Annotated in this window: 9 protein-coding genes and 1 tRNA gene; 6 read left to right on the top strand and 4 right to left on the bottom strand. The window is 28.4% G+C overall.

Going from position 1 to position 26,777, the window contains the following annotated elements; translation table 4 throughout:
• Window positions 1-147: 147 nt before the first annotated feature.
• From EXC51_RS00190 to gyrA, 5 genes are all read left to right on the top strand, one after another.
• Window positions 148-10,545, top strand: coding sequence for an SGNH/GDSL hydrolase family protein (locus EXC51_RS00190; protein ID WP_129619976.1), 10,398 nt, complete (start codon window positions 148-150; stop codon window positions 10,543-10,545).
• Between the two features lie 902 nt (window positions 10,546-11,447).
• Entirely contained in the window at window positions 11,448-13,082 is a 1,635-nt protein-coding gene (locus EXC51_RS00185) for an IS1634 family transposase (RefSeq protein ID WP_129619974.1), read from the top strand.
• 546 nt (window positions 13,083-13,628) lie between these two features.
• On the top strand, window positions 13,629-15,257 hold the full coding sequence (locus EXC51_RS00180; protein ID WP_129619975.1) for an IS1634 family transposase: 1,629 nt from the start codon (window positions 13,629-13,631) through the stop codon (window positions 15,255-15,257).
• A gap of 470 nt (window positions 15,258-15,727) precedes the next feature.
• Window positions 15,728-17,362, top strand: coding sequence for an IS1634 family transposase (locus EXC51_RS00175; RefSeq protein WP_129619974.1), 1,635 nt, complete (start codon window positions 15,728-15,730; stop codon window positions 17,360-17,362).
• A 423-nt stretch (window positions 17,363-17,785) separates the two neighbouring features.
• Window positions 17,786-20,425: a DNA gyrase subunit A gene (gene gyrA / locus EXC51_RS00170; RefSeq protein WP_129619973.1), complete on the top strand. Its 2,640-nt coding sequence runs from the start codon at window positions 17,786-17,788 to the stop codon at window positions 20,423-20,425.
• Between the two features lie 102 nt (window positions 20,426-20,527).
• Here the strand turns inward: gyrA and EXC51_RS00165 are convergent, their stop codons facing one another.
• Genes EXC51_RS00165 through trpS form a run of 3 tightly spaced genes read right to left on the bottom strand, consistent with a single transcriptional unit; the run spans window position 20,528 to window position 23,715 of the window.
• Window positions 20,528-20,980, bottom strand: a complete 453-nt coding sequence (locus EXC51_RS00165; RefSeq protein ID WP_129619972.1) for a hypothetical protein — start codon at window positions 20,978-20,980, stop codon at window positions 20,528-20,530.
• Window positions 20,973-22,715 (bottom strand): threonine--tRNA ligase, encoded by a 1,743-nt coding sequence (thrS, locus tag EXC51_RS00160; RefSeq protein ID WP_129619971.1) that lies wholly within the window; start codon window positions 22,713-22,715, stop codon window positions 20,973-20,975. The genes EXC51_RS00165 and thrS overlap by 8 nt, the downstream gene beginning before the upstream one ends.
• Entirely contained in the window at window positions 22,702-23,715 is a 1,014-nt protein-coding gene (gene trpS / locus EXC51_RS00155) for a tryptophan--tRNA ligase (RefSeq protein ID WP_129619970.1), read from the bottom strand. Before trpS ends, thrS begins: the two co-directional genes overlap by 14 nt.
• Window positions 23,716-23,827: 112 nt before the next feature.
• Here trpS and EXC51_RS00150 point away from each other — a divergent pair.
• Window positions 23,828-23,918 (top strand) — tRNA-Ser (locus tag EXC51_RS00150).
• A gap of 103 nt (window positions 23,919-24,021) precedes the next feature.
• Here EXC51_RS00150 and lon read toward each other — a convergent pair.
• Complete coding sequence (gene lon / locus EXC51_RS00145; RefSeq protein ID WP_187468992.1) at window positions 24,022-26,763, bottom strand: endopeptidase La; 2,742 nt, start codon at window positions 26,761-26,763, stop codon at window positions 24,022-24,024.
• Window positions 26,764-26,777: the final 14 nt, after the last annotated feature.

Below are 26,777 nucleotides of genomic sequence, written 5' to 3'. Positions count from 1 at the left end.
TTATGCGTTGCTTATAGGTATAAAAGTATTTTTTTAAATAATTTTCAAAAAGGGTTGCAAAGTTTCTTTTGCTCAATATTACTATATAATAGTAATATTATTTTTAAGTCCTATATATTTTTATAAAAATATATAGAGGAGGAAATTATGGCAAAAAAAGCAAAAAGAAAGTACATCTTTTCGACACTTATAGCTTTACTAGGGACTACTTCGTTTTTAGTTTCATGTAATGCTCCAGGTTCTTCTAAACCAATTCCAAAAGGTGGTGAAGATACAAAGATTCCTGGAATTACTTGAGGAGAAACACACAAAGCATATGATGCTCCTAGTGATGAACCAGTTTTCAAAAAAGAAAATAACGCAAATTCTGTACCAGATCCAGTAATTTCTTTTGAAAATGAAAACATTGAAAAAGAAAAGTCTAATTTATTTATTTCAAAGAATCAAAAAATTAGATATGTGGCTCTTGGTGATTCAATTGCTGCAGGATTTGATGGTTCATTACCAAAAGATTACCAAGGAGAACTTGTTAATGGCGAAATTACAGGTGTATCTTATTCATCTTTTTTAGCTCGTTTACTTAACCAAAATTCAAGAGTGGAATTTTATAAAAACTATTCTTTTTCTGGAGCTACTGCAATAGATTGAATCAATATTCTTGGAATGGATTATGAAGATCATTTAGCAAATAATTCAAGAGTGATTGGAAAATTTGGAGAAAATGGATTAGAAAAAGTTAATGAAATGAAAAAGCAACTAAAAAATGCAAACTTAGTTACTCTTTCAATTGGTGCTAACGATTTATTCTATTTAATTTTTAAGGCTGCATCAAAAAGCAACCTTAAAGAAGTGTTTGCAAATTTAACATCAAAAAACCCTTCTTATGGAAGTGTTTTAGAGTTTGTTAACTCTATCTTTAAAACAAGCTTACCTGAAGCTAAAAAGCGTCTTTCAACACTTATTGCAAACCTTAAAGCACTTGCTCCTAAAGCAAATATCAACATCATTGGTTATCCAATGCCATTCCTTGGTTTAAAACAAATGATTGATGACCTTGTTGCTGATCTTCTTGGTGGAATGATTGAATTTAGTCCTTTAGATTTCTTTTTAGAATTTTTAAATAGCGGACTTAAAAACATTGCGCGGAATGCAGGTGTAAATTACATTGATTCATACAACCAAGAATATTGAAACCCAAGATCACTTGATTTTTCAAACATTTATTTTGATATCCACACCAACACACGTGGGTACAAAAAAATGGCAATGGATATTTATTTAAAAATTACTAACCCAAGTTTTAAAATAGCAGATTATGAAAGTGGAGGCTTTGGATTTACTCAAGCTTTTTTAAGTGATGATGCTCAATATGCTCGTTATCAAATTGAACCTAGCGATACTCCAACTAATATTATCGGAGCAAGCTCCCAAGCATACTTAGATAATGAAAGTAAATACGAAAGATACGTCGATTCATTTAGAGATAATCACAACTATGGTGATAGAATTGCTCGTCTTTCAAATCTTTTTAGACAATTATCTCAAGAAGTTATTGAATTTATTACAAGTTCAGATTACTACCGTCAACTTGATCCAAATGGATTATTTAAAAACATTCTTAAAAAGCAATATCCAAACGGAATTAGCGGAGTAGAGCACTTTGTCCAAGCTATTAAAGAAAGCGGGTTTTTAAAAAATACTTTATTTAACTTCCAAAGTGGACTTGAAAAATTCATCAGAGAAGATGGGAAAATTCAAGTTTCTAAGCTCCCTGGACTTCTTATAAGCTCTGCAATTAATGAGGAAAATATTATTGGACTTGTAGCTGCAATTGCAGGTAGTCCACTTGTATCTGAAAATAAAACTGATGTAATTCAAGCAATTAATGAAATTTTCCAAAATGGATTAAGAATTTATAAAAACCAACTTACCAGTTACATTAGTGATAAACTTGAACCAATTGTTTCAAAATATGGAATTGAGCGTGAATTTATTACAAAATTCATTACTGAAGTATTAAGTAATGAAAATCTTCCAAAAATTGTTAATAATTTAATTTCTAACTTTGTTAATAACAACGAAAGATTTGCTCAAGCAAGAACATATAACGAACTTTTAACTGCCTTTACTCAAGATCCTGAAGCTAATAAAGAATTATCAAGTTTAATTTCTTCTTTTGCTATCACTGTTCTTTCAAATCCAAAAATTAATTCATTATTAATTGATTTTATTTATGAATGATTAGTCACAAATCAGTTACATACAAATATTAGTAAAGCGCAAATTACAAATTTATATAACCCACTAAAAGATTTTGTTCTTCAAGATATTAAAAACTTAAATGTAATTCCAAATATCCTTGAAAGCCTTCTTAATAATGTTCAATACTATGGTATTGAAAGGGTAAATCAACTTTTTAGCGATTCAGCCATTGAAGGGCTTATGAAATCATTTGGTCTCAAAGGTGAAATTGATCAAGAAAAACTTTGAGATATGCTTCGTAGATTTGCTGCAAGTAATATTATTCAAAATAATAAAACTACACTAAAACAACTTGTAACTAACTTAATGAACAAAACTGATGCTCTTCCAATTGGTAATTTAGCTTTATCAATTCTGCCTGAAAACATTAAATCAGTTATTGGGCGTTTTGTATCTCCTGAATCACTTGCTAGTTTTGTAGATTTTATCTTTACTAAAAATGAAGCTCGTGATATTGTTAAAAACTTAGCTCACACTTTAATTGATAATTTTGACGTATTTAAAAACTTCACAGACACCAAAGATTTAGCTAACAAATTAATTAAGGCAGTAGATATTAACTTTGTTACAAGTAAATTAAAACCATTAATTCATTCAATTTTAAACGATAATAATGCTAATGAAATTTACCGCCAAATCATTCTTTCATCAATAACTTCGATTGGACTTGATGCAGAACTTCCAATTTATCAAAAGCTTGCATTTGAGCTTAGCAGTCAAATTAACCCAATTGTTAAGGAAATAGGCATTCTTGATCCAGTAATTGACAAATTAGTACAAAACCTTAAACAAGTGCATGCACAAAATAGTCCAGTTGATCATCTTAGTGAATTAACAAACGGAATTGCTGAGATTGTGCAAAGTAAACTTTCAAATAATCCAATTGATCTTTTTGTTAAATTCATTAAGCGTCCAGTGTTTGCTAATAATAAAGAAGCATTTGCTAACATTGCAATTTCAGTTTATGAACGTTTAATCGATACAGGAACTATTTCTAATTTCTTAAGAGATAAACTTCCAAGCCTTATTGATACCCCATCAATAAACAAATATGTTGATAGATACGAATTACTTCTTTTAGTTGGTGATGCTGTTTTTGACCCAGATTTCCACGCTTTAATTAAAGATATCATCCGTCCACTTATTTTAAATACTAATTGAGCTAGCTCAATTAATAACACAAACGAATTAATTGTTGCAATATTAAGAACCGAAGGTGTTTTAGATGCTGTTGTTGCACATGGACAACCACTTGTAGCTAAGATTTTAAATAACGGAACCTTTAACCGTAGCTTTGTTAAATTACTTAAAACAATTGCAAGCGATTATGGATACAACTTTGAAGATCAAAAATATGATGATGGTTTATTAAAACTTTCTGCTTCATTAATTAGAATTGCTAATGAAAAAGGAATTATTAATTCAGCTATTGATATTTTCTTTAACAAATTACAAGAAAGTAGTGATTTAACTGCTTCATTAAATGAAGTTAAAAATCAACTTGGAACAATTATTAATTTTGGTGATTATTCACTAATGAAAAGCATTTTAAGTTCAGAATTTTTCAGCGCAAATAAAGAAGATGCTAAGTTACTTTTAAGTGCTTTAGTAAATCAAACTATTGCTCATCCAAAACTTGAATCCTGAATTAATAACGGTCTTTTAAATGGCACTGCAAGCAGCTTAAATGTAGATGTTTCTGAACTTAATCAATTTGTACTTAATTTAATTAAGGATCCTAAAACTAAAACAGTTCTTTTAAAAGTAGTTGAATTTGCAACTGATAATGCCGCTGATCTTGCAAGCGCAAATAGCTACCAGGAACTTCTTTTAAAAGTTGTTAAAAATGCAGACTTAATTAACTTACTTAAAGCTAACTTAAAACCATTAATTAAGGAAAAATTAAAAGATCCATTTACAACAAAATTAATTAAAGGAATCGCTATAAATACCTTAAATAATGGCTACTCATGAGTATTTGAAAATACAACTAACAAAGAGCAAGTTATTTCAGATTTAATTAGCTTAATTATTCAATCTGAAGAAGAATTTGACATTGTTAACCGTGTTTTTAGCTCCCTTGTTACATTTGCAAATGATAGTAGAGCAAATACTTTAGATGATTTAGTTGCCAAAATTAAACTTGCCTTTAATGATTTATTTGACAATAACCAAACCGAAGCTACAATGCTTAAAATGTTTAAATTGCTTAACAATAGCTTTGTTTCAAGAAACAAAAATGATTTAATTCAAATTGTTAAAAATATTTACAACCACTTTTTAGATACAACTGAAGAAGTTGAGAAAATTTATGATCTTCTCCCAGTTTCTCTTAAAGAAGAAATTAGCAAGTATGCAACTAAAGAAGAAGCTGTAATTTTAAGTCAATTTGTGCTTAATAATGCTTCATTTAAAGATATTGTTTTTGATGTAGTTACTAAAACTATCAATAACTTTGACTCAATAGCAAATGCTACAAGTTTTGAAGAAATTATTAAAGCATTAGTTAATAATGCCGCCCCTTTAGAATACAAACAAAAAGCCAAAGCTATTGTTGAAAGTGTTTTTGGGGATAGCAAAATTAAAAACATTATCAAAAATGTTGCTAATAAGGTCTTCCAATCACAATTATTTGAAGTTTATGAAAATGGAAGTTCATATAACTTAGTTTCTTCAGTAGTTGATAACATCATTCCACTTGCTAAGCAGTTAGGAATTTATGATGCTTTATTTGACACTCTCTTTAACGTCCTTGAAAAAGCAAAAGCAAGCAGCACCCCTTCAGAAGAATTCAAAAAACTTCCTGGTGTAATTAAAGAAAAGCTTCTTGAAAAATTCAATGCAAACCCTGCAAGTTTTATTGAAAAAATCTTCAATTCACAAATTGTTACTTCAAACCGCGAATACCTTAAGAAAATTCTTAAATTCTACTTAAATAAAGCAATTAAAAACGGAAGCTTAGCTCAAATTTTAAATGATGCAATTGTTAGTGATAATTCTCAAATTTGAAGCTACCTTGATAAAACTAATGCTAAATCATTAGTGAATCAAGCTCTTTCAAATGAAAATACAAATGTAATTATTGAATCAATTATTAACTTTGGATTTAGAAATAATTCATGAATTCCGTTAATTAATGAGCCAAAAGAATTAATTGCAACCATTTTACGTGATAGTGATTTACTTAATTTATCAAGTGAAGTTGATAAATTAGTTAAAGCAATCTTAACAAGCGATAACCTAAGTGCAACAATTCTTAAAACAGCCAATAAACTTCTTAGTGACAATGGATTTAACTTCACAATTTCATCTTCTTTAGGTAATGGCCTTGTGGATGTTGTTAAAAACATTATTTATGTAGATAAATCTAACTCACTTATTAAAAAATTCATGGCTGCTTTAAATGCTAGAAAGAGTGAGATTCGAAACTTTGGTGCCTTAATTCACTTATCAAAAGAAATCTTTGGTCAAATTATCGACTTTAAAGATTACTCAATTGTGCGTGCTATTTTAAATTCAAATATCTGAAGCGAAATTAACAAAACTGAACTTAGCAATATTGCAAATAAGTTAATTGATAAATACTACATTAACGAAAATATTGAGAAAATTCTTGAAGCAATTAATTTTGCTTCAATAGCTGAGCAACTTTCAACTGATGGAAACAAGCTTAAAAATGTAGTTAGAGAACTTCTTCAAAGCTCTCAAGTTAAATTGCTTCTTAAAAAAGCTGCTACTAGAATCATTAACAATGTTGATAATTACAAAAACACTTATTCATACGGTGAATTAGCTAAAGCAATTGTTTCTGATAATGATTTTATAGCTTTAATTAAAACTGATATTAAGCAAATTTTCAACTTACTTCTCCAAAAATCAGATGTAAAAGAAATTATTAAGAACATTATCAAAAACTTCCTTAATAATTCAAACGTGCGTCCATACCTTGCTGGAGTATCGAATATTGATGGTCTAATTACTAACTTAATTGGTTTATATGACATTTTAGATAAACACATTGGTATTTCAGATCTTGCTTTTGAAACAATTGTTGCTTCAATTCGTTCAAATGGACTTAGCTTTAATGCTTCTTCATTAGTATCTGGTTTATTAAATGGACTTCAAAACATCTTTGTGCAAGCTGGACAAACTGAATCTAAAGTAGTTGCTCTTGTAAAAGATTTAGCTACAAGTAGATTAATTAGTGAAAATAAAAATGATTTAGTTAAAATTGTTGAAAATATCTTCATTAATAACAGCAATAAAGAAGAACTTGTTGAAAAAATCTTTAACTCACTTGGGCAAGATACTAAAGATACAATCGCTAAATATCTTCCTGAAAATGAAACAAAAGAATTACTTGTTTACATTTTAAATAACGCTAATGTTAAAAATATCATTAATAAAACTATTAAATCAGTGCTTTTAAAAGCTGATCAATTTGCCAATGTAACTTCATATAATGACATTTCAAATAAATTATTTGAAATTATTAATATTAATTCAATAGCAGAAGATTTAAAGAAATTAATCAATGACTTAACTACACAAACTCAAGTTACTTCAAAAATTTACAGTTTCTTAAAAACCACACTTACTACATATCACGTTGATGTAACTAATGCTAATGTTGATCGCTTGCTTAGAGATATTTCAAATAACTTGCATACTGTTTTAAATCAAATCGACTTAATTAACCCAATTTTAGATAAAATTGTGCAAATCACTAATGAGGCAAAAGCTAATAAAACAAATGCCTTTTCAATCATTACTCAAATTCCAAGTGCAATTAAAGATATTTTTGTAGATAAAGTAACCAAAAATCCAAGAGCTTTAGTTGATAAACTACTTGAACTTAGTTTTATTAAAAATAATAAAGCTGCCTTTATCAAAATCCTTCAAGACTTATTTGTAGGTCTAAATAAAGAAGGGGTCATCGCAAATCTTGTTACTGGAGCAATCCAAAGAATCGATTCTTCATCACCAATTTTAGCTTACACAAATAGAGTTAACCTTGCTAATGCAGCAAGAGAATTATTAGTTCAAGATTCACTTAATAACATTGTTAAAAAAGCAATTGCTTTAATTATTGATGATACAAGATGAATTGATTACATTAAAAGTCCAAATGATTTAATTAACTGAATTTTAAGTAAAAAAGATGTTTTAAGATCACTTAAAGCTGACGTTAAAAACCTTCTTGAAAGCTTTGTTCAAAATGAACAAGTAGGTATTATTGGAAGCGATATTCTTACTAAATTTGCAACTGATTATGGAATTGAGCTTGAAAATGTTGATGTTCCACGTCTTGGTAAAGCAATTGTAAGTGAAATTATTCCAATTCTTAAACAAGCTAATCTTTGAGATAGTTTATTCAATACAATTTACGATAAGATTTTAGCTTCAAATAACCTTAGTGAATTTACTGGTGGCTTAGCTCCTGCAATTCTTGGTTTATTTGACTTTAACAACTACCAAATCGTTAAATCAATTGTTAATTCAAAACTTGGAACTGAACATCGCGAAGTGTTCTTTGAAGCAATTAAGGCACTTTTTGCAAAACTTGGAAATGATGCTGAATTTACTTTCAATTTAATTAACAATTTCCCAATCTTAAAAACTCTTTTAGATAAATATTCAATTACAAATGACCAAATTAAAAACCTAATTACCACAATTTTAGGTAGCGAAAATGCTAGAGGTCTTTTAAATGAATTATTTAAATCAGTGCACCTTAATTTTGAAACTATTAAAAATGCAAATAGTTATGAAGAACTTCTTAAAGCTCTTTTTGCAAATACAAACCAAAACAATAACTTAGCTTTAGCAACTAAAAAAGTTATTTTAGATATTGCAAATAATGAAACATTTAAAAATGTAGTAGCTAAAATAGCAACTACTGAAATTATCAAAACTCCATATTCAAGAATTTTAAATAACGTAACTGACAAAGAAAGTTTAATTAAAAACTTATTTGAAATTTACACTTCAACTGAAAATAAAGTTCAATTTACTCAAGATTTAATGAAAAATCTTTTTGATAAATTAGGTCAAAATGGAACAAACCTTAACATAAATGATTTATTAACTCCATTAATTGAGAAATTTAAAGCCTTTGCAAGTGGTGAAAAATGAGAAGCAAGAGCTATTGATCTGCTTAAAGATTTAACAAGAACTAATTTATATAGCTCAAATAAAAATGATTTAATTACTTTCATTAAAAACTTAATTGACTATGGATTTGAAGAGCTTAACTTTGGTCAAATTCTTTGAGATGTCTTAGGAAATGAAACTAGAGAGTTTTTAAGTAGTAAAATTTTGCCAAGTAGTGACTTTATTTCAGTTGTAAATGCAACAATTCGAAACAACAACTTAAAAGAAATCATTTCAAATGTAGTTAAATTTATTATCAATAACCCTGAAGTAATTAACCAATCAAGTTCAATTATGGAAATGCTTCAAAACTACCTTAAAGTTTCAAATAATGAAGCAACATTTAAAGTGAACTTAAAAGCATTTGTTAAAGATGCTTTAACAAATGCTACAACTAAAGAAGTTGTTAAGAAAATGGTTAATAAGTTCTTTGCCTTCTTAGAAATTAATAATAATGCTAATGCAAACGCAATGATTAATAGCATTGTTGAAGATTTTGGTAATTTTGCCGAAAGAATTGGTGTGTTAGATCGATTTGCAAATTCAGTAGCAATGACACTTAAAAATAATCAAAGCCTTGATGAGCTTGTAGAAAATATTAAGCGTGATATTTTTGAAGGAATGGATATTACTAATTATAGTTTCTTCAAACAAATTATTACTGACCCATTAATTCAAAACAATAAAACAAACATTAAAGCTCTTGCTGGTGATATAATAAACGCTCTTTTAAGCACTGAAGAAAAAATTGGTCAAGTTCTTAGAGACTTAAATATTGGTGCTCTCCTTGGAGCAAGCGATACTGAATCAGTTAATGATATGCTTACAATTGCACTTCAAAATAGAAATATTAGAGAAGTGCTTGTTATTTTAGTTGAAGATATAGTTGATAATGCAAATACTGTTTATAATAAGAAAACTAACTGAATTAGTGCCTTTTCAGCATTCTTAAATAGCTCAAGAAGCGATGAAGTTAAAGGTAAAGTTAAAAACTGAATTAAAGAAGTATTTAAACGTGAAGATAATCGCTTTATCAATGGAATTGTCGCAATTGTTGTGAAAATGCTTCGTGAAAACGGAATTGAATTTAATAATGGAGACGATTCTGATGTATTAAGAAGAGTGCTTAAATCAACCTTAAAAGAAATTGTTAGTGATAAATATAGTGAATTTAACATTATTTTCGATAATATCTTCAACAACATTAAAACTAATAACTTTGAAAATGAAGTTAATATTTTCAATGCTTTAATTAGAGAAGTGAAAAAAGGAATTATGTCTATTTTCTTAAATGATGCTAAAACAAACATATCGCTTAAGAAAATTATGGAGCGTAAAAAACTTATTTCCGGAATTATTGAAGCTATTGGATATAACGATTACGTTAAATTTATCAACCTTCTTTTTGAAAGAAGCAACAAAAGTAAAACAACTGGAATGTACTCAATTCTTAATGGTGTATTCCAATTTAAAACAATTGAATCTTCAAATACAGGTTCATCTTCAGGTGGATCAAATGCGCAACCTAAAGATCCTAAAGAGCCAAATTATGGTTTCGAATTAGGACTTAGTATTTTCAACCTTGTAGATGAAGTTAAAAACTTCCTTGGTATTTTATTTGAACCAATGTACAAACAACTTATGAGCGTAGCAATTGATCGAAATGCTAACCCACAATATTTCAAAACACTTCCAGGTTATAAGGCAATGTATCGTCTTTCAGCTGTAGCACTTTGATTCTTAAAAGAAAAAGCTGGTATTAGCGATTTCTTATTCTGAAATGCTACCAACTCAACTGCTGAAGGAACATTTAACTTCGGGCTTTATAATGCTTACGAAAGAGCGTGAGATAGCATGAAAATGAATCAATATGTAAGATATCTTAATTCAAACAAAAGAAAAATGCAAATTATGGGAGCTAAAAGCGCTTCTAGAGGTGGTTATGATTCAGAATTTGTTGTAGGAAATAGATCAAATGGAACAAATAATTCAAACTACTGAGCCGATCAACTTCTTGCATATGTTTACTATAGAATCAAAAACCCTATAGATAGACACAACCGTTCTAAATCAAAAACCGATGTAATTATAGATTCTCTTGAAAAAGGATACCTTGGTGCTCTTAAATAATTAAATCCTGCCACTAGGCAGGGTTTTTCTTGCAAAAATTCCATTTAAGGATGCTCTAAAAAACTTTCAAAAAAAACAAAAAGTGCATTTTTGTCTGTTTTTTAACTGAAAAATCCACTTTTTGTTATAATAATTACGAATGAAACAATAAGGAGGCAATATTTATGTCAAATAAAGATAAATTAGTTTGCATATGTGCAACTTGCTCATGCCAAACATGTAACTGCGCAACTTGTTCATGTTCAAGTCAAAAATAATAATTCCTGAGTTTCCAAGTTAAGAGCAACTTTGCAATCAGGAAAAATTTATACTCATATACTAAAGTATATGAGTATTTTTTAATAAAAAATATCTTTTTTACTAAAACTACTCAAACTATATGATATAATTTAATTATGAGTAATTACATCCTGAGTTTCCAAGTTGAGCCTATTTTTTAGGCTTATTTTTTATACATATATCAAAGATATATGACCTAAAGAAAAAAATGTTTTTTTACTTACATTACACACATAAAATGATATAATAAGAGCATGAGTTACAGTTTATGCAAGAAAAAACAAAATGGAAAATATTATTTAGTTTTAGCTATTTCTAAAGGTTTTAAAAAAGGTTATGGAAATCAGGTTGGTCTAGGATACTGAGAAGATATCAAAGAAAAGTATGGATTATCTTCAATTGAAGATATGAAAGAAATAGCAAAAAAAGTAGATACATCTTTAGATAAAGCTATTGCAAAAGAAGAATTTTTTAAATTATTAAAACCCACCCTGAGTTTCCAAGTTAAGAGCAACTTTGCAATCAGGAAAAATTTATACTCATATACTAAAGTATATGAGTATTTTTTAATAAAAAATATCTTTTTTACTAAAACTACTCAAACTATATGATATAATTTAATTATGAGTAATTACATTTTATGCAAAACAAAAAAGTCAAAAGGAACTTATCTTGGTTTAGCAGTTTCTAATGGTTATGGTAAAGGTATTAGTCAAATGGTTGGTGTAGGATACTGAGAAGAAATTAAAGAAAAATATTCTCTTTCTAGTTTGGAAGATATAAAACCACTAGCCAAACTTATAGAAGTGAGTTCAGATAAAAAAGCTGTAAAATCTAAATTTTTTGAACTATTGGAACCAATGTCAGTACGAACCAATGTTAAAAACATTGGTATCGATTTAATTTATAAAGTTATAAAAGAATTAGAATTGTTTAGTTTTTTACCAAATTCAAAACACAAATCTCTTCAAGAAGTGCTCGAATTTATAATAGGAACAAGAATAATTTTCCCTAGAAGTTATATTTGTCAATACAAAAATAAAAATGACTTTATCCAAGGTTTAAACATTAAAAAGTCATCTATTTATAATTACTTAGATATTTTTTTAGAAAACAAAAACACTATACTATTAAATCTTTATGATAAATTGAAAAAGTTAACTGATAGAAATGAAAAAGTTATACATTTTGATAATACAACAGTTTATTTTGAGAGCTTTTCAAGAAGCGGAATAAGAAATAAAGGTTTTTCAAAAGATGGAAAACACAATGAAGATCAAATCGTAATAGCAATGGCCACAGATAACAATGGAATTCCCTTTCACTACAAAGTTTTTCCAGGAAACACAGCTGATTCGCAAACTTTAATAACATTTTTAGTTGAAATGAAGAAAATTTATAACATAAAAGATGTTGTTGTAATTGCTGATAGAGGGTTAAGTCAAAGTGCAAACATTAGATTTTTAGAACAAAAAGGTTATAAATTTATATTTCAAAAACGAATTGATAATTTAAATGCTGAATCAAGAAACTTTATAGTTCAAGATAAAGATTATATGTGCATAAATAATATATTTTCTAAAGAAAGAATTATTGAATCTTCTTGAAATAAGAAAAGATTTAATGGTAATTACAGAAAACAAATTGTTTATTTTAGTCCTTCAAAAGAAACATTAGATAAAGTAAAAAGAAAAAACCTTATAGATAGAATTAATAAAAAATCAATTGGCGGAACAATATGCTTAAGCGATTTGGTTCCAGAATACAAAAGAAAATATATGGATGTAGATGGTGTCACAGTTGGAAGATTAAACTATGACAAAATAAAGAAAATAGCTGATCAAGATGGATTTTATATGATAGAAACAAATATCCTTGATTTATCAGCAGAAAAAGCAAATGAAATTTATAGACAACAATGAAAAATAGAAGAAGGTTTTCGTATTTTAAAATCATCACTTGAAATTAGACCTATTTTTGTTCATAAAGAAGAGCATATTCTAGCGCATGTATTTTTATGTTTCTTATCTCTTGTTGTTCTAAAATATTCAATCTTTAAACTGAAAAAATTCTATGAAACAAATGGAGAAATTCAGAAAATTACAATTAACAAATTTATAGATGCTTTAAAACTTATAACTATAACTCAAAAAATAGTAAATGATGAAGTAGTATCGGAAATTACAAATAATTTAGATCCATCACACAAAGAGTTAAACAAAATATATAGTGATTTTTACAACATACTAGATAAATAGTTCTAGTAATTTTTAAGACAAAAAAACGAATACGTCTATATAGTAGATGTATTCGTTTTTTTACAGGTTGTAACTTGGAAACTCAGGAACAAAAAGTGCATTTTTGTCTGTTTTTTAACTGAAAAATCCACTTTTTGTTATAATAATTACGAATGAAACAATAAGGAGGCAATATTTATGTCAAATAAAGATAAATTAGTTTGCATATGTGCAACTTGCTCATGCCAAACATGTAACTGCGCAACTTGTTCATGTTCAAGTCAAAAATAATAATTCCTGAGTTTCCAAGTTAAGAGCAACTTTGCAATCAGGAAAAATTTATACTCATATACTAAAGTATATGAGTATTTTTTAATAAAAAATATCTTTTTTACTAAAACTACTCAAACTATATGATATAATTTAATTATGAGTAATTACATCCTGAGTTTCCAAGTTGAGCCTATTTTTTAGGCTTATTTTTTATACATATATCAAAGATATATGACCTAAAGAAAAAAATGTTTTTTTACTTACATTACACACATAAAATGATATAATAAGAGCATGAGTTACAGTTTATGCAAGAAAAAACAAAATGGAAAATATTATTTAGTTTTAGCTATTTCTAAAGGTTTTAAAAAAGGTTATGGAAATCAGGTTGGTCTAGGATACTGAGAAGATATCAAAGAAAAGTATGGATTATCTTCAATTGAAGATATGAAAGAAATAGCAAAAAAAGTAGATACATCTTTAGATAAAGCTATTGCAAAAGAAGAATTTTTTAAATTATTAAAACCCACTTCTGTAAAAACAAGTATCCAAAATATTGGAGTTGATTTAATTTATAAAGTTATTAAAGAATTAGATTTATTTTCAGTATTGCCAAAAAGTAAACATAAATCGTTAGAAGAGGTTTTGGAATTTTTCATAGCAACTAGAATTATCCTTCCAAGAAGCTATATGTCACAATATAAAAATAAAAGCGATTTTATAAATGATATTAATGTTAAAAAATCATCAATATATAACTATCTTGATGTTATTTTTGAAAATAAGAACTCTGTTTTAGTCAATTTATTTCAAAAAATAAATGAATTTACAAATCGCAATAATAAAGTTATTCACTTCGATAACACAACAGTTTATTTTGAAAGCTTTACAAGAGAAGGGATGAGAAAAAACGGTTTTTCAAAAGACGGAAAACACAATGAAGATCAAGTAGTCATAGCAATGGCTGTAGACGAAAACGGAATACCAATACACTATAAAGTTTTCCCAGGTAACACGGCTGATGGTAAAACAATGTTATCCTTCGTTTTAGAACTTCAATCAATCTATAAAATAAAGGATATTACAATAGTTGCAGATCGTGGAATAAATAACAACGCAAACTTACGTTTCCTAGAACAAAAAGGAATTAAATATATATTCCAAAAAAGATTAGATACATTAAGTATTGGGATGAAAAAATTCATTCTTGAAGACAAACATTATGTTTTTAGAGATGAAATGTTTTGAAAAGAACAAATTGTTGAATCTGTTTGAAATAAAAATAGATTTAATGGTAAATACAGAAAATGATGTGTGTTTTTCAGTCCTGGGAAAAAGACTTTAGATAAATTAAAAAGAAATAATTTTATTGATAAATTGAATAAGAAAACTGTAAATGGAGAACTGCCACTTAGTTCTTTAGTTCCAGAATATAAAAAGAAATATATGGACATTGATGGCAAAACAGTGGGTAAATTAAATTGAGAGAAAATTAAGAAAAAAGAATCTGAAGATGGTTTTTACATTATTGAAACCAATATTCTAGATTTAACACCAGAAAAAGCTAATGAAATTTACAGAAAACAATGAAAAGTAGAAGAAAATTTCAGAACATTAAAATCTTCTTTACAAGTTAGACCTGTTTTTGTTCATAATGAACAGCATATACTTGCACATCTTTTATTATGTTTCATTGCTCTTGTTGTTTTAAAATACTGTCTTTATAAATTAAAGAAATATTATGAAATCAATGGAGAAATACAAAAAGTGACGTTAGATTTATTTGTGGATTCATTAAGAATGATGACTATAACAAAAAAAGAAGTAAATGGAAAAGTGGTACAAGAAATAATTAATGATTTGGATGAAAACCACAAAGAAAATATAAAAATTTATAAAGATTTCATCGCATGTATGAGTTAATTCTATGTGTGTAATTTTAAATGTAAAAAAACGAATACACCTTATTTATAGCTGTATTCGTTTTTTATAGTGTCTCAACTTGGAAACTCAGGGCAGGGTTTTTCTTGCAAAAATTCCATTTAAGGATGCTCTAAAAAACTTTCAAAAAAAACAAAAAGTGCATTTTTGTCTGTTTTTTAACTGAAAAATCCACTTTTTGTTATAATAATTACGAATGAAACAATAAGGAGGCAATATTTATGTCAAATAAAGATAAATTAGTTTGCATATGTGCAACTTGCTCATGCCAAACATGTAACTGCGCAACTTGTTCATGTTCAAGTCAAAAATAATAATTCCTGAGTTTCCAAGTTAAGAGCAACTTTGCAATCAGGAAAAATTTATACTCATATACTAAAGTATATGAGTATTTTTTAATAAAAAATATCTTTTTTACTAAAACTACTCAAACTATATGATATAATTTAATTATGAGTAATTACATTTTATGCAAAACAAAAAAGTCAAAAGGAACTTATCTTGGTTTAGCAGTTTCTAATGGTTATGGTAAAGGTATTAGTCAAATGGTTGGTGTAGGATACTGAGAAGAAATTAAAGAAAAATATTCTCTTTCTAGTTTGGAAGATATAAAACCACTAGCCAAACTTATAGAAGTGAGTTCAGATAAAAAAGCTGTAAAATCTAAATTTTTTGAACTATTGGAACCAATGTCAGTACGAACCAATGTTAAAAACATTGGTATCGATTTAATTTATAAAGTTATAAAAGAATTAGAATTGTTTAGTTTTTTACCAAATTCAAAACACAAATCTCTTCAAGAAGTGCTCGAATTTATAATAGGAACAAGAATAATTTTCCCTAGAAGTTATATTTGTCAATACAAAAATAAAAATGACTTTATCCAAGGTTTAAACATTAAAAAGTCATCTATTTATAATTACTTAGATATTTTTTTAGAAAACAAAAACACTATACTATTAAATCTTTATGATAAATTGAAAAAGTTAACTGATAGAAATGAAAAAGTTATACATTTTGATAATACAACAGTTTATTTTGAGAGCTTTTCAAGAAGCGGAATAAGAAATAAAGGTTTTTCAAAAGATGGAAAACACAATGAAGATCAAATCGTAATAGCAATGGCCACAGATAACAATGGAATTCCCTTTCACTACAAAGTTTTTCCAGGAAACACAGCTGATTCGCAAACTTTAATAACATTTTTAGTTGAAATGAAGAAAATTTATAACATAAAAGATGTTGTTGTAATTGCTGATAGAGGGTTAAGTCAAAGTGCAAACATTAGATTTTTAGAACAAAAAGGTTATAAATTTATATTTCAAAAACGAATTGATAATTTAAATGCTGAATCAAGAAACTTTATAGTTCAAGATAAAGATTATATGTGCATAAATAATATATTTTCTAAAGAAAGAATTATTGAATCTTCTTGAAATAAGAAAAGATTTAATGGTAATTACAGAAAACAAATTGTTTATTTTAGTCCTTCAAAAGAAACATTAGATAAAGTAAAAAGAAAAAACCTTATAGATAGAATTAATAAAAAATCAATTGGCGGAACAATATGCTTAAGCGATTTGGTTCCAGAATACAAAAGAAAATATATGGATGTAGATGGTGTCACAGTTGGAAGATTAAACTATGACAAAATAAAGAAAATAGCTGATCAAGATGGATTTTATATGATAGAAACAAATATCCTTGATTTATCAGCAGAAAAAGCAAATGAAATTTATAGACAACAATGAAAAATAGAAGAAGGTTTTCGTATTTTAAAATCATCACTTGAAATTAGACCTATTTTTGTTCATAAAGAAGAGCATATTCTAGCGCATGTATTTTTATGTTTCTTATCTCTTGTTGTTCTAAAATATTCAATCTTTAAACTGAAAAAATTCTATGAAACAAATGGAGAAATTCAGAAAATTACAATTAACAAATTTATAGATGCTTTAAAACTTATAACTATAACTCAAAAAATAGTAAATGATGAAGTAGTATCGGAAATTACAAATAATTTAGATCCATCACACAAAGAGTTAAACAAAATATATAGTGATTTTTACAACATACTAGATAAATAGTTCTAGTAATTTTTAAGACAAAAAAACGAATACGTCTATATAGTAGATGTATTCGTTTTTTTACAGGTTGTAACTTGGAAACTCAGGAATAATTACGAATGAAACAATAAGGAGGCAATATTTATGTCAAATAAAGATAAATTAGTTTGCATATGTGCAACTTGCTCATGCCAAACATGTAACTGCGCAACTTGTTCATGTTCAAGTCAAAAATAATAATTGCTAGATTTCATTTTAAAAGAGCTCACCCCCGAGCTCTTTTTTTGTTTTAAATTCCTTAATTTTGGTTAAAAATGCACAAAATAAAATGATTTTTTAGGGTGAATTTGCAGCTGAAAAAGCCCGCAAATTAGGTTAAAAATCAAAAAATGGTATAATAGATATAAATTATTACATAATTTATATAAAAAAGGGGGATTTGTTATGATTGGTGACAAAAAAGACAATTTAAATCCATTAGATGATTCAGATTTAGATTCTTTAAAAATTCAAGATGAAGAATATGAATATGAAGAAGATAAAAGAATGGTTTTTGGAAACAAAAACAAAACTAAGCAATTAGTCGAAGAAGAGGAAGAAGAAATCCCTCAAAATAAAGAAGAATATAGAGTAAGCTCACAAATTATCGAAAATCCACAGGATGGAATTTTCCCAATTTTAATTGATAAAGAAATGAGTGAATCATTTCTTGATTATTCAATGAGTGTTATTGTATCTCGTGCTCTTCCTGATGCTCGTGATGGTTTAAAACCAGTTCATAGAAGAATTTTATACGATATGTCAGAACTTGGGCTTAACCCAGGAACTCCACATCGTAAAAGTGCTCGTATTGTAGGGGATGTGCTTGGGAAATACCACCCACATGGTGATTCTTCAGTTTATGAAGCTATGGTGAGAATGGCACAAGATTTCTCAATGCGTTACCCACTTGTTGATGGACACGGTAACTTTGGATCAATTGATGGTGATGAAGCTGCTGCTATGCGTTATACTGAAGCTAGAATGTCTAAAGTAGCTGCAGAAATGCTTGAAAGTATCAAAAAAGAAACTGTTGATTTTGTTGATAACTATGATGGATCAGAGCAAGAGCCTTCAATTTTACCTTCAAGATTTCCTAACTTACTTGTTTCAGGATCATCAGGTATTGCTGTTGGAATGGCAACAGAAATTCCACCACATAATTTAGGTGAAGCAATTGATGCTACTATTGCACTTGCTTTAAATCCTGAAATTACAACTAAAGAGCTTATGCAACACCTTAAAGGGCCTGATTTTCCAACTGGTGGAATTATCTTAGGAACTAAAGGAATTTATGATGCATATGAAACTGGAAAAGGAAAAATTCCAGTTAGATCAAAAACTGAAATTATTGAACATACCAATGGTAAATCAAAAATTATTGTTAAGGAAATTCCTTATGCAATTAGAAAAACTACTATTGTTCAAAAAATTGCTGAGCTTCACAAAGATAAAGTAATTGAAGGTATTTCTGATTTAAGAGATGAATCAAACAGAGATGGAATTAGGATTGTTATTGATGTCAAAAAAGGTTACAACCCTCACATTTTATTAAACAAATTGTTCCAAAAATCATACTTACAAACTAATTTCAACGTTAATATGGTTGCTCTTGTAAATAAAGAACCTAAGTTAATTAACTTAAAAACAGCTCTTAGCGTTTATTGAGACCACCAAAAAGATGTTGTAACTAGAAGATTAAAATTTGACTTAAATAAAGCTGAAGAAAAAGCTCATATTTTAGATGGATTAAAAATTGCTGTTTCAAACATTGATGAAGTTGTGCAAATGATTAAAACATCTAAAACTGACCAAGAAGCTCAAGATAAACTTGCAAATAGATTTAACTTAAGTGAAAGACAAACTAAAGCTATTTTAGATATGAACCTTCGTCGTTTAACAGGTCTTAACATTGAAAAAATGGATCAAGAAATCCTTGAGCTTAAAAAAGAGATTGAATACTTACAATCAATTTTAGCTTCTGAAGAAAAATTAAGAGACTTAATTATTGATGAATTAAACCAAATTAAAGCTAAATTTAATGATGCAAGAAGAACTGTAATTGATGCTTCTGCAATTGGCCAAATTTCTGATGAAGATTTAATTGCTGAAAAAGATATTGTTATTACAAGCAGCACCAATGGTTATGTAAAAAGAATTAACCTTGAAGAATACAATACACAAAGACGTGGTGGTGTAGGTACAATCAGCATGAAAACTTACAATGATGATGATATTTCTAATATCATTAAAACTAACACTCACACTGATCTTTTATTGTTCTCAAATAAAGGTAAAGCATACTCAATTAGAGCTCACCAAATCCCTGAAGCATCTAAACAAAGTAAAGGAATTCCATTCATTAATATTATTGAGTCGCTAGATACTAATAATGGTGAAAAAATTGTTTCTATGTTAGATGTGCCAAGCTATGATGAAAATACTTATTTAGCTACTGTAACTAAAAAAGGTATTATGAAACGTACTCCATTGAGCGAATACCAAAACATTCGTAGAAATGGACTTAATGCATTTAAATTGCAAGAAGATGATGAACTTGTTAGAGCCTTTATTTTAGGTGATGATGACATTGTTTTAATTGCAAATAACGATAAAAACATTATTAACTTTAAAGGTGAAGAAGTGCGTGCAACTGGAAGAAATTCAGTTGGAACTAGAGGAATGAAACTTGATAATGGTCAAGAAGTTATTTCAGCTTCATCTAACCGTGATGGTGAATTTATTCTTTCAATTGGTTCAAAAGGATTTGGAAAATTAACAAAGAGTGAAGAATATAGAATTACTCACCGTGGTTCTAAAGGAGTTTCTGGAATTAACGCTGAAAAAGCAGGAAACCTTGTATTTGCTCGTTTTGTTGAATTAAGTGATGAAGTGTTAATTATTACAACAAACGGTATTACAATTAGAATTAACGTTAAAGACATTGCTCTTACATCAAGAAATACCAAAGGTGTTAAAATTATTTCACTTAAAGATAATGATGAAATTGTTGCAGCTGAAGTTATTAAAAACTCAGATCAATAATAGTAATATAAGCGTGCTTAGGCACGTTTTTTTGCAACCATTAGGCCTATAAGCAAGCTAAATTAATATTAAAAGTCGCTCTTATTAAGAGCGACAATCTAATTAAATAATTTTTCCTTTAGGTAAGCTTTGCTTGCGTTTGTAGCTTCAATCATTAATAAAAGTAAGGGTTATAAAATATAGAATAACATAGAATGTAAAAACAACAATAGTATCAAAAGGAAAAATATTTCAAATGATGTTTTTAGGACTTACTTGTAAGTAAGGGAGCATCATTACGGTTGAAACTATCCCAATTGTTAATACTGTATATGAAGGAAGTTTTGCATATGTTTCTGAATAAAAATAATTTAAGTAAACAGCAACTGAAAGAAAAATTGCAGGATAAATTACTAATGATAAAATCCGTCCATATAAAGGAAGTTCAAACCCTGTTATTTGAATCCAAGGAATAACTCTGCCGCTAAGGAGTGCAAATAATATTCCAAAAGAAAAAAGAAAAATATAAAAAGTATTTTTCTTTATTTTCCCGTATCTTTTTTCGCTTTTATTCATATCTTAATTTAAGGTCAAAAAGCATTTTAATAAATTCATCTTTTGAAACTGTTGTAGTTTTTTCTTCACCATATTTACGGTATGAAATTGTTCCGTTTTCAACTTCATTATCACCAAGAATAACTTGGAATTTAGATTTAGACATTTGTGCTTCACGCATTTTTTTAGATAAACGTTCATTACGAGCATCTAACTTAGATCTAAAGTCTAAATCAAAAAGCATATCATTAATTTCTTTAGCATACTCAAGGTGTTTTTCTTCATTAACCGGAATAACTGTAATTTGTTTTGGCGCAAGTCAAAATGGAAGCACACCTTTAGTTTGTTCGATTAAAATAGCAACAAATCTTTCGTATGTACCAATTAAACCACGGTGAATCATAACTGGGCGTTCTTCTTTTCCTTCGCTATTTGTGTAGCTAATGTCAAAACGTTTTGGAAGTAAGAAATCAAGTTGTAATGTTGAAACAGTTACTTCATGTCCAAGTGCTGTGTAAATTTGAATATCCATTTTTGGCCCATAGAAAGCAGCTTCACCAACTTTTTCTTCATATTCTACACCAAGTTCATTAAGCACTTTTCTAAGTTCGTTTTCAGCATCATTTCACATTTTATCATCATCAAAGAATTTATCTTTTTCTTCAGGATCTCTTAAACTTAAAGAAACATAACTAATTTTAATTTTGAAAATCTCAAGTGTTTCTTTAATTAGTTGATACATTCTTTTGAATTCATCAGCAATTTGATCAGGACGCACGAATAAGTGACCTTCAGTTAAAAGCATTCCTCTAACTCTTTCAAGTCCTGTTAAAGCTCCTGATTTTTCATAACGATAAAGCTGTGATTGTTCGCTATATCTAATAGGTAAATCACGATATGAACGTTTTTCTGTGTTGTAGCATAAAATGTGGTGTGGACATGTCATTGGACGAGGAATTAATCTTTCGTTTTCAACTACAATTGGTTTAAACATATCTTCTTGATACATTGGAAGGTGTCCAGATGTTCAATAAAGTTTTTCTTCCCCAAAATGTGGTGTTAAAACTTCTGTAAATCCATATTTACGATCCATTTTTAAGATTAATTTACGAATCTCGTTATGAATGTACATTCCATCTTCAAGTCAGAAAGGAAGTCCTTGTCCTCCAAGTGGATTGAAGGTAAAAAGTTTCATTTCCTTACCAATTTTACGATGGTCTCTTTCTTTACGGTCTTTTAAAATAGCTAAAAACTCTTCAAGTTCTTCTTTAGTATCTCAAGAAGTTCCATAAATTCTTGTAAGTTGAATGTTATCACTATTTCCTCTTCAATATGCACCAGCAAGCGAAAGAAGTTTAAAGTTTTTAATGTGTTTTGTTGATTCAACGTGTCCTCCTGCACAAAGATCAATAAAAACAGTTTCGTTGTTAAGAGGGTCTACCAATGCATAAAAAGTAACTTCTTTTCCTTGAGATACAAATTCATCATAAAGTTCTTTTTTGTATGGTTTATTAGTAAAATCATATTCACTAACAGGAACTTGTTTCATTACTAAATTACGTGAAGCAAGTTTTTTCATTAATTTTTCAACTTTAGGTAATTCTGTATCACTAAAAGGTGATTCAAATTCAAAATCATAATAGAATCCTTCTTCTGTAGCTGGACCAAAACCTAATTTAACGTTTGGATAAAGTTTTTCAATAGCAGCAGCAAGTAAGTGACTTGTTGTGTGGTTAAGTGGTTTATTTGCTTTCATTTTTTTCTCCGTATAATCCAATATTATTCATTAGTTTATTAAGGTGGACTTTAGCAATTGCTGATGCTCTTTTAGCACCTTCATCAGCGATTTTGTCAACAATTTCTAAAGCACTTTGATAATTTTTTTGAATGTTTTCAAGTAGCTTTTTAACTTCATTTGCTACTTCAATTTTGAAATCTTTGTAATTATGGTTTTCAAAATGTTTAGCAGCTTCTTCAAGTGAAATGTTTGTTAAAGAAGCGTAAATATTTAAAAGGTTTACAACTCCTTTTTTCTCTTCAGAAATATATACTTTTCCTTCAGAATCAGTAACTGCTTTAAGAATTTTTTTATAAGCTGATTCTGGATCTTCTAAAAGATAAATGGTTGATTTATCTCCTTTTTCACTTTTACTCATTTTTACACTAGGATCTGTAAGTGATTTGATTCTAGCCCCCACTTCAGGTACATAACCTTTAGGAATTTTGAAATTAGTTTTATATCTATTATTAAATCTTTCTGCAATATTACGCGTAAGTTCGAGGTGTTGCGTTTGGTCTTCACCGACAGGGACAATATCTGCATCGTATAAAAGAATATCTCCAGCCATTAATGTTGGGTACATTAAAAGACCTGATGGAACTTTACTTGTTCCGTTACTTTGGACTAATTTACTTGATTTATCTTTAAATTGTGTCATTCTTTGTAATTCACCAAGAGTAGTTTCACTAGTGCAAAGTCATTGCATCATTCCGTGTTCCATTACTTGTGATTGAAAGAAAATAGTTGCTTTTTCTGGATCCAGACCACAAGCTATGTATAAAGCAATAGTTGCTTTTCTAGCTTTCAAAAGTTCTTTTGGATCTACGCTTCCAGTTGTTAAAGCGTGTAAATCAGCAACAAAAAAATATGAATCATATTGATCTTGTAGTTTTAAAAAGTTTCTAATAGCTCCAATATAGTTACCTAATGTAAGATCGCCAGTAGGTTTTATTCCGCTAATAAGTCTTTGTTTCATAACACCTCCGATTAATTAATAATACTTAGTATTATTAATTTTTATATTATATATTTTTTAGTAATAATTTTTTGTGTTTTCTTTCTTTTTTGTTATAATAATAAAGCAACGTGGAACAGTACTCAAGAGGCTGAAGAGGCGGTCCTGCTAAGACTGTAGGGGAGGCAACTCCCGCGGAGGTTCAAATCCTCTCTGTTCCGCCATTTTTTTATACCTTTTTTGTAGGTATTTGGCGACTTTTAGCCCTATGCACCAAGGATATTGGTGCTTTTTTTATGCAAAAAGCAGGCACATAGCCTGCTTTTATTATTTATCTTTTTTCTCTTCAGTGATTAGAACTTCTGGTTTTTTGTGCATGAATAAAACATCATAAATTTGGTCATATTTTTTAACTGGAATGTATGTTAATTCAGCTTTGATTTCACCAGGGATATCTCTAAGGTTTTTAACGTTTGTTTCAGGAATAAAGATGTATTTGATTCCTTTTTGGATAGCACCAAATGATTTTTCTTTAAGTCCACCAATTTCTAATACTTTTCCTCTTAAAGTAATTTCACCAGTCATAGCATATTCAGCTGAAACAGCTCTTTGACTAAGTGCTGAAATAATAGCAGTTGTGAAAGTTACACCGGCACTAGGACCGTCTTTAGGCACTGCACCTTCAGGAACGTGAATATGAATTGTTGAATTTTCAAAATCAAAGTCTTTAATTCCGAATTTTTCAGCATTACTTCTTACGTATGTAAGGGCAATTTGAGCTGATTCTTGCATAACTTCTTTAAGTGAACCGGTAAGTTTAATTTCACCTTTTCCAGGATAAACATTTACCTCAATTTGAAGTGCTGAACCACCTACTGAAGTGTAAGCAAGTCCATTTGTTGTACCTGGTTCAAGTTCAGTTTCTTTTTCATCTTCTTTGTATTTAATTACACCAATTAAATCTTCTAATTTATCAATTGAAACAACAAATTCTTTAAGTTTTTTATCATCAATTACTTTTACCACTATTTTACGGGCAATTTTGTCTAAAATTCTTTTAAGTCCCCTTACACCAGCTTCTGATGTATAGTGTTTAATTATGTATTTTAAAGTCTCATCATCAATTTTGAATTGAGCTGGTTTTAAGTAACTTTGCTTAATAACTTTAGGGATTAAGTGATTTTTAGCAATATGAAGTTTTTCATTAAGTGTATATGGACTAAGTTCAATAATTTCAACACGGTCAATTAAGGCGTGAGGGATATTTTCGTAATAGTTTGCTGTAGCAATGAAAACAACTTTCGAAAGGTCATATTCATGCTCAACATAGTGATCTTGGAATTTTGTATTTTGTTCTGGATCAAGAACTTCAAGCATTGCTGAAGCTGGATCTCCTTTAATATCTGAAGCCATTTTGTCAATTTCATCAAGAAGCACAACTGGGTTAGATACACCTGCTTGCTTAATTCCTTTGATGATTTTTCCTGGCATAGCTCCAACATAAGTTCTTCTGTGCCCTCTAATTTCACTTTCATCATGAACTCCGCCAAGAGAAATTTTTACAAACTTACGGTTTAATGATTCAGCAATTGCTTTAGCAAGTGAAGTTTTACCTGTTCCTGGAGGACCAACAAGTGTAATAATTGGTACATTATTGAAGTCTGTTTTATCATCTGCATCTAAAAAATGAACTTTTTCATCACCTTTGAAAAGACTTCAATCTACTTGTTCATCGTTTTCATCTAAGTCAAATTTCAGATCTTTAGTTTTGCTTTTGCTATTAATCATAACAGCAATATATTCAACAATTCTTTCTTTAACTTCATCAAGACCATAGTGATAGTGATCAAGAACTTTTCTTACTCTATTGATGTCAAGAAGTTCTTTTTGAACCTTTCTTCAAGGTAATTTTTTAAGAAGTTCAACATATGTTTTTGAAATGTTTGCTTCTGGTGAAGTTTGCATCATTTCTGAAAATCTTTTAGTTTCATCTGCGATAATTTTTTGTACTGATGAAGGGTAAATAAGCGCACGAAGCGGATCTTTTAAATCTTTAGCATACTCATCATCTTCATTTGCTGAAGAACCCATACTTTCAAGAGTTTCTTGGATGCTTTTCATTTTTTCTCTAAGCATGAACTCTTTTTGTTGTTTTGAAAGCTTTTCGTTCATTTTTTCAGTAAGCTCGTTATCAAGCTCAAGATTAGTTTGAAGAAAATCTCCAATTGAAAAAATAGTTGCATTAATTGATTCAAGTGAAGGGTTAAAAGCAGCTTTACTTTTATCACGAATAACATTTGTATCAATGAAGTTTAAAATTGAAATAACTTGGTTAAGTTTATTTTGCTTACTTTCAACAAATATATCAATTTCTTGAATGTATTTTCTAATTAAGTTGTTAATTTCATGGTATGTATAAGGTTTTTTAGTTTCAAGGTTTTCTTGGAAAATATTTAAAATATCTTTTCCAACCCCTGAAAACTCAAAGTTTCGATTTGTAGTTGTTAAAACTTGAGTTACGATAGTTAAAAAGCTATCTAAATCAAATGATTCAAAAAGAGGTTTTGAATCTTCAATGATTAAATCAAGTCAAGTATCTTTGAAAGCAAGAGCTACATTGTTTTCTTCATCTTGGTCAATATCAAAAGCAAGAAGACGCTCCATATCTCATTTTTTAACTAAGTCTTTAAAAAGTTTTTTAGGTAATTCAAACACCATTTCGCTAAGATGAGTAATATTTACACTACTAATGATACGGTATACCATTTTGTATAAGTTACTATTTTTAACTTTTTTAATTTCGAGTGGTTTAATTAATAAAGCTTTGGTGTTAATATTAATATTTTCTAATTCATCTATTCTAAAATCTGATTCTTCTTCATAACCTAATAATAATCTATAGTTTTCTTTTTCTTTAAATGATTTAAGTATTAGCTCCATATCATTTACTTCATCATCTTCAACAAATACTTGGTGTATTCCTGAAGGAAACGCAACAAATTTACTTTTTACTGTAACAAAATCAGCTAAAATTCCTTCATTTAATATTTGTTCATTTTTCTTTGTCATAAAATTCCTTTCTT

Source organism: Mycoplasmopsis gallinacea, assembly GCF_900660495.1.
GTDB classification, from domain to species: Bacteria; Bacillota_I; Bacilli_A; order Mycoplasmatales; family Metamycoplasmataceae; genus Mycoplasmopsis; species Mycoplasmopsis gallinacea.
This window is presented reverse-complemented; position numbering and strand designations above follow the sequence as displayed.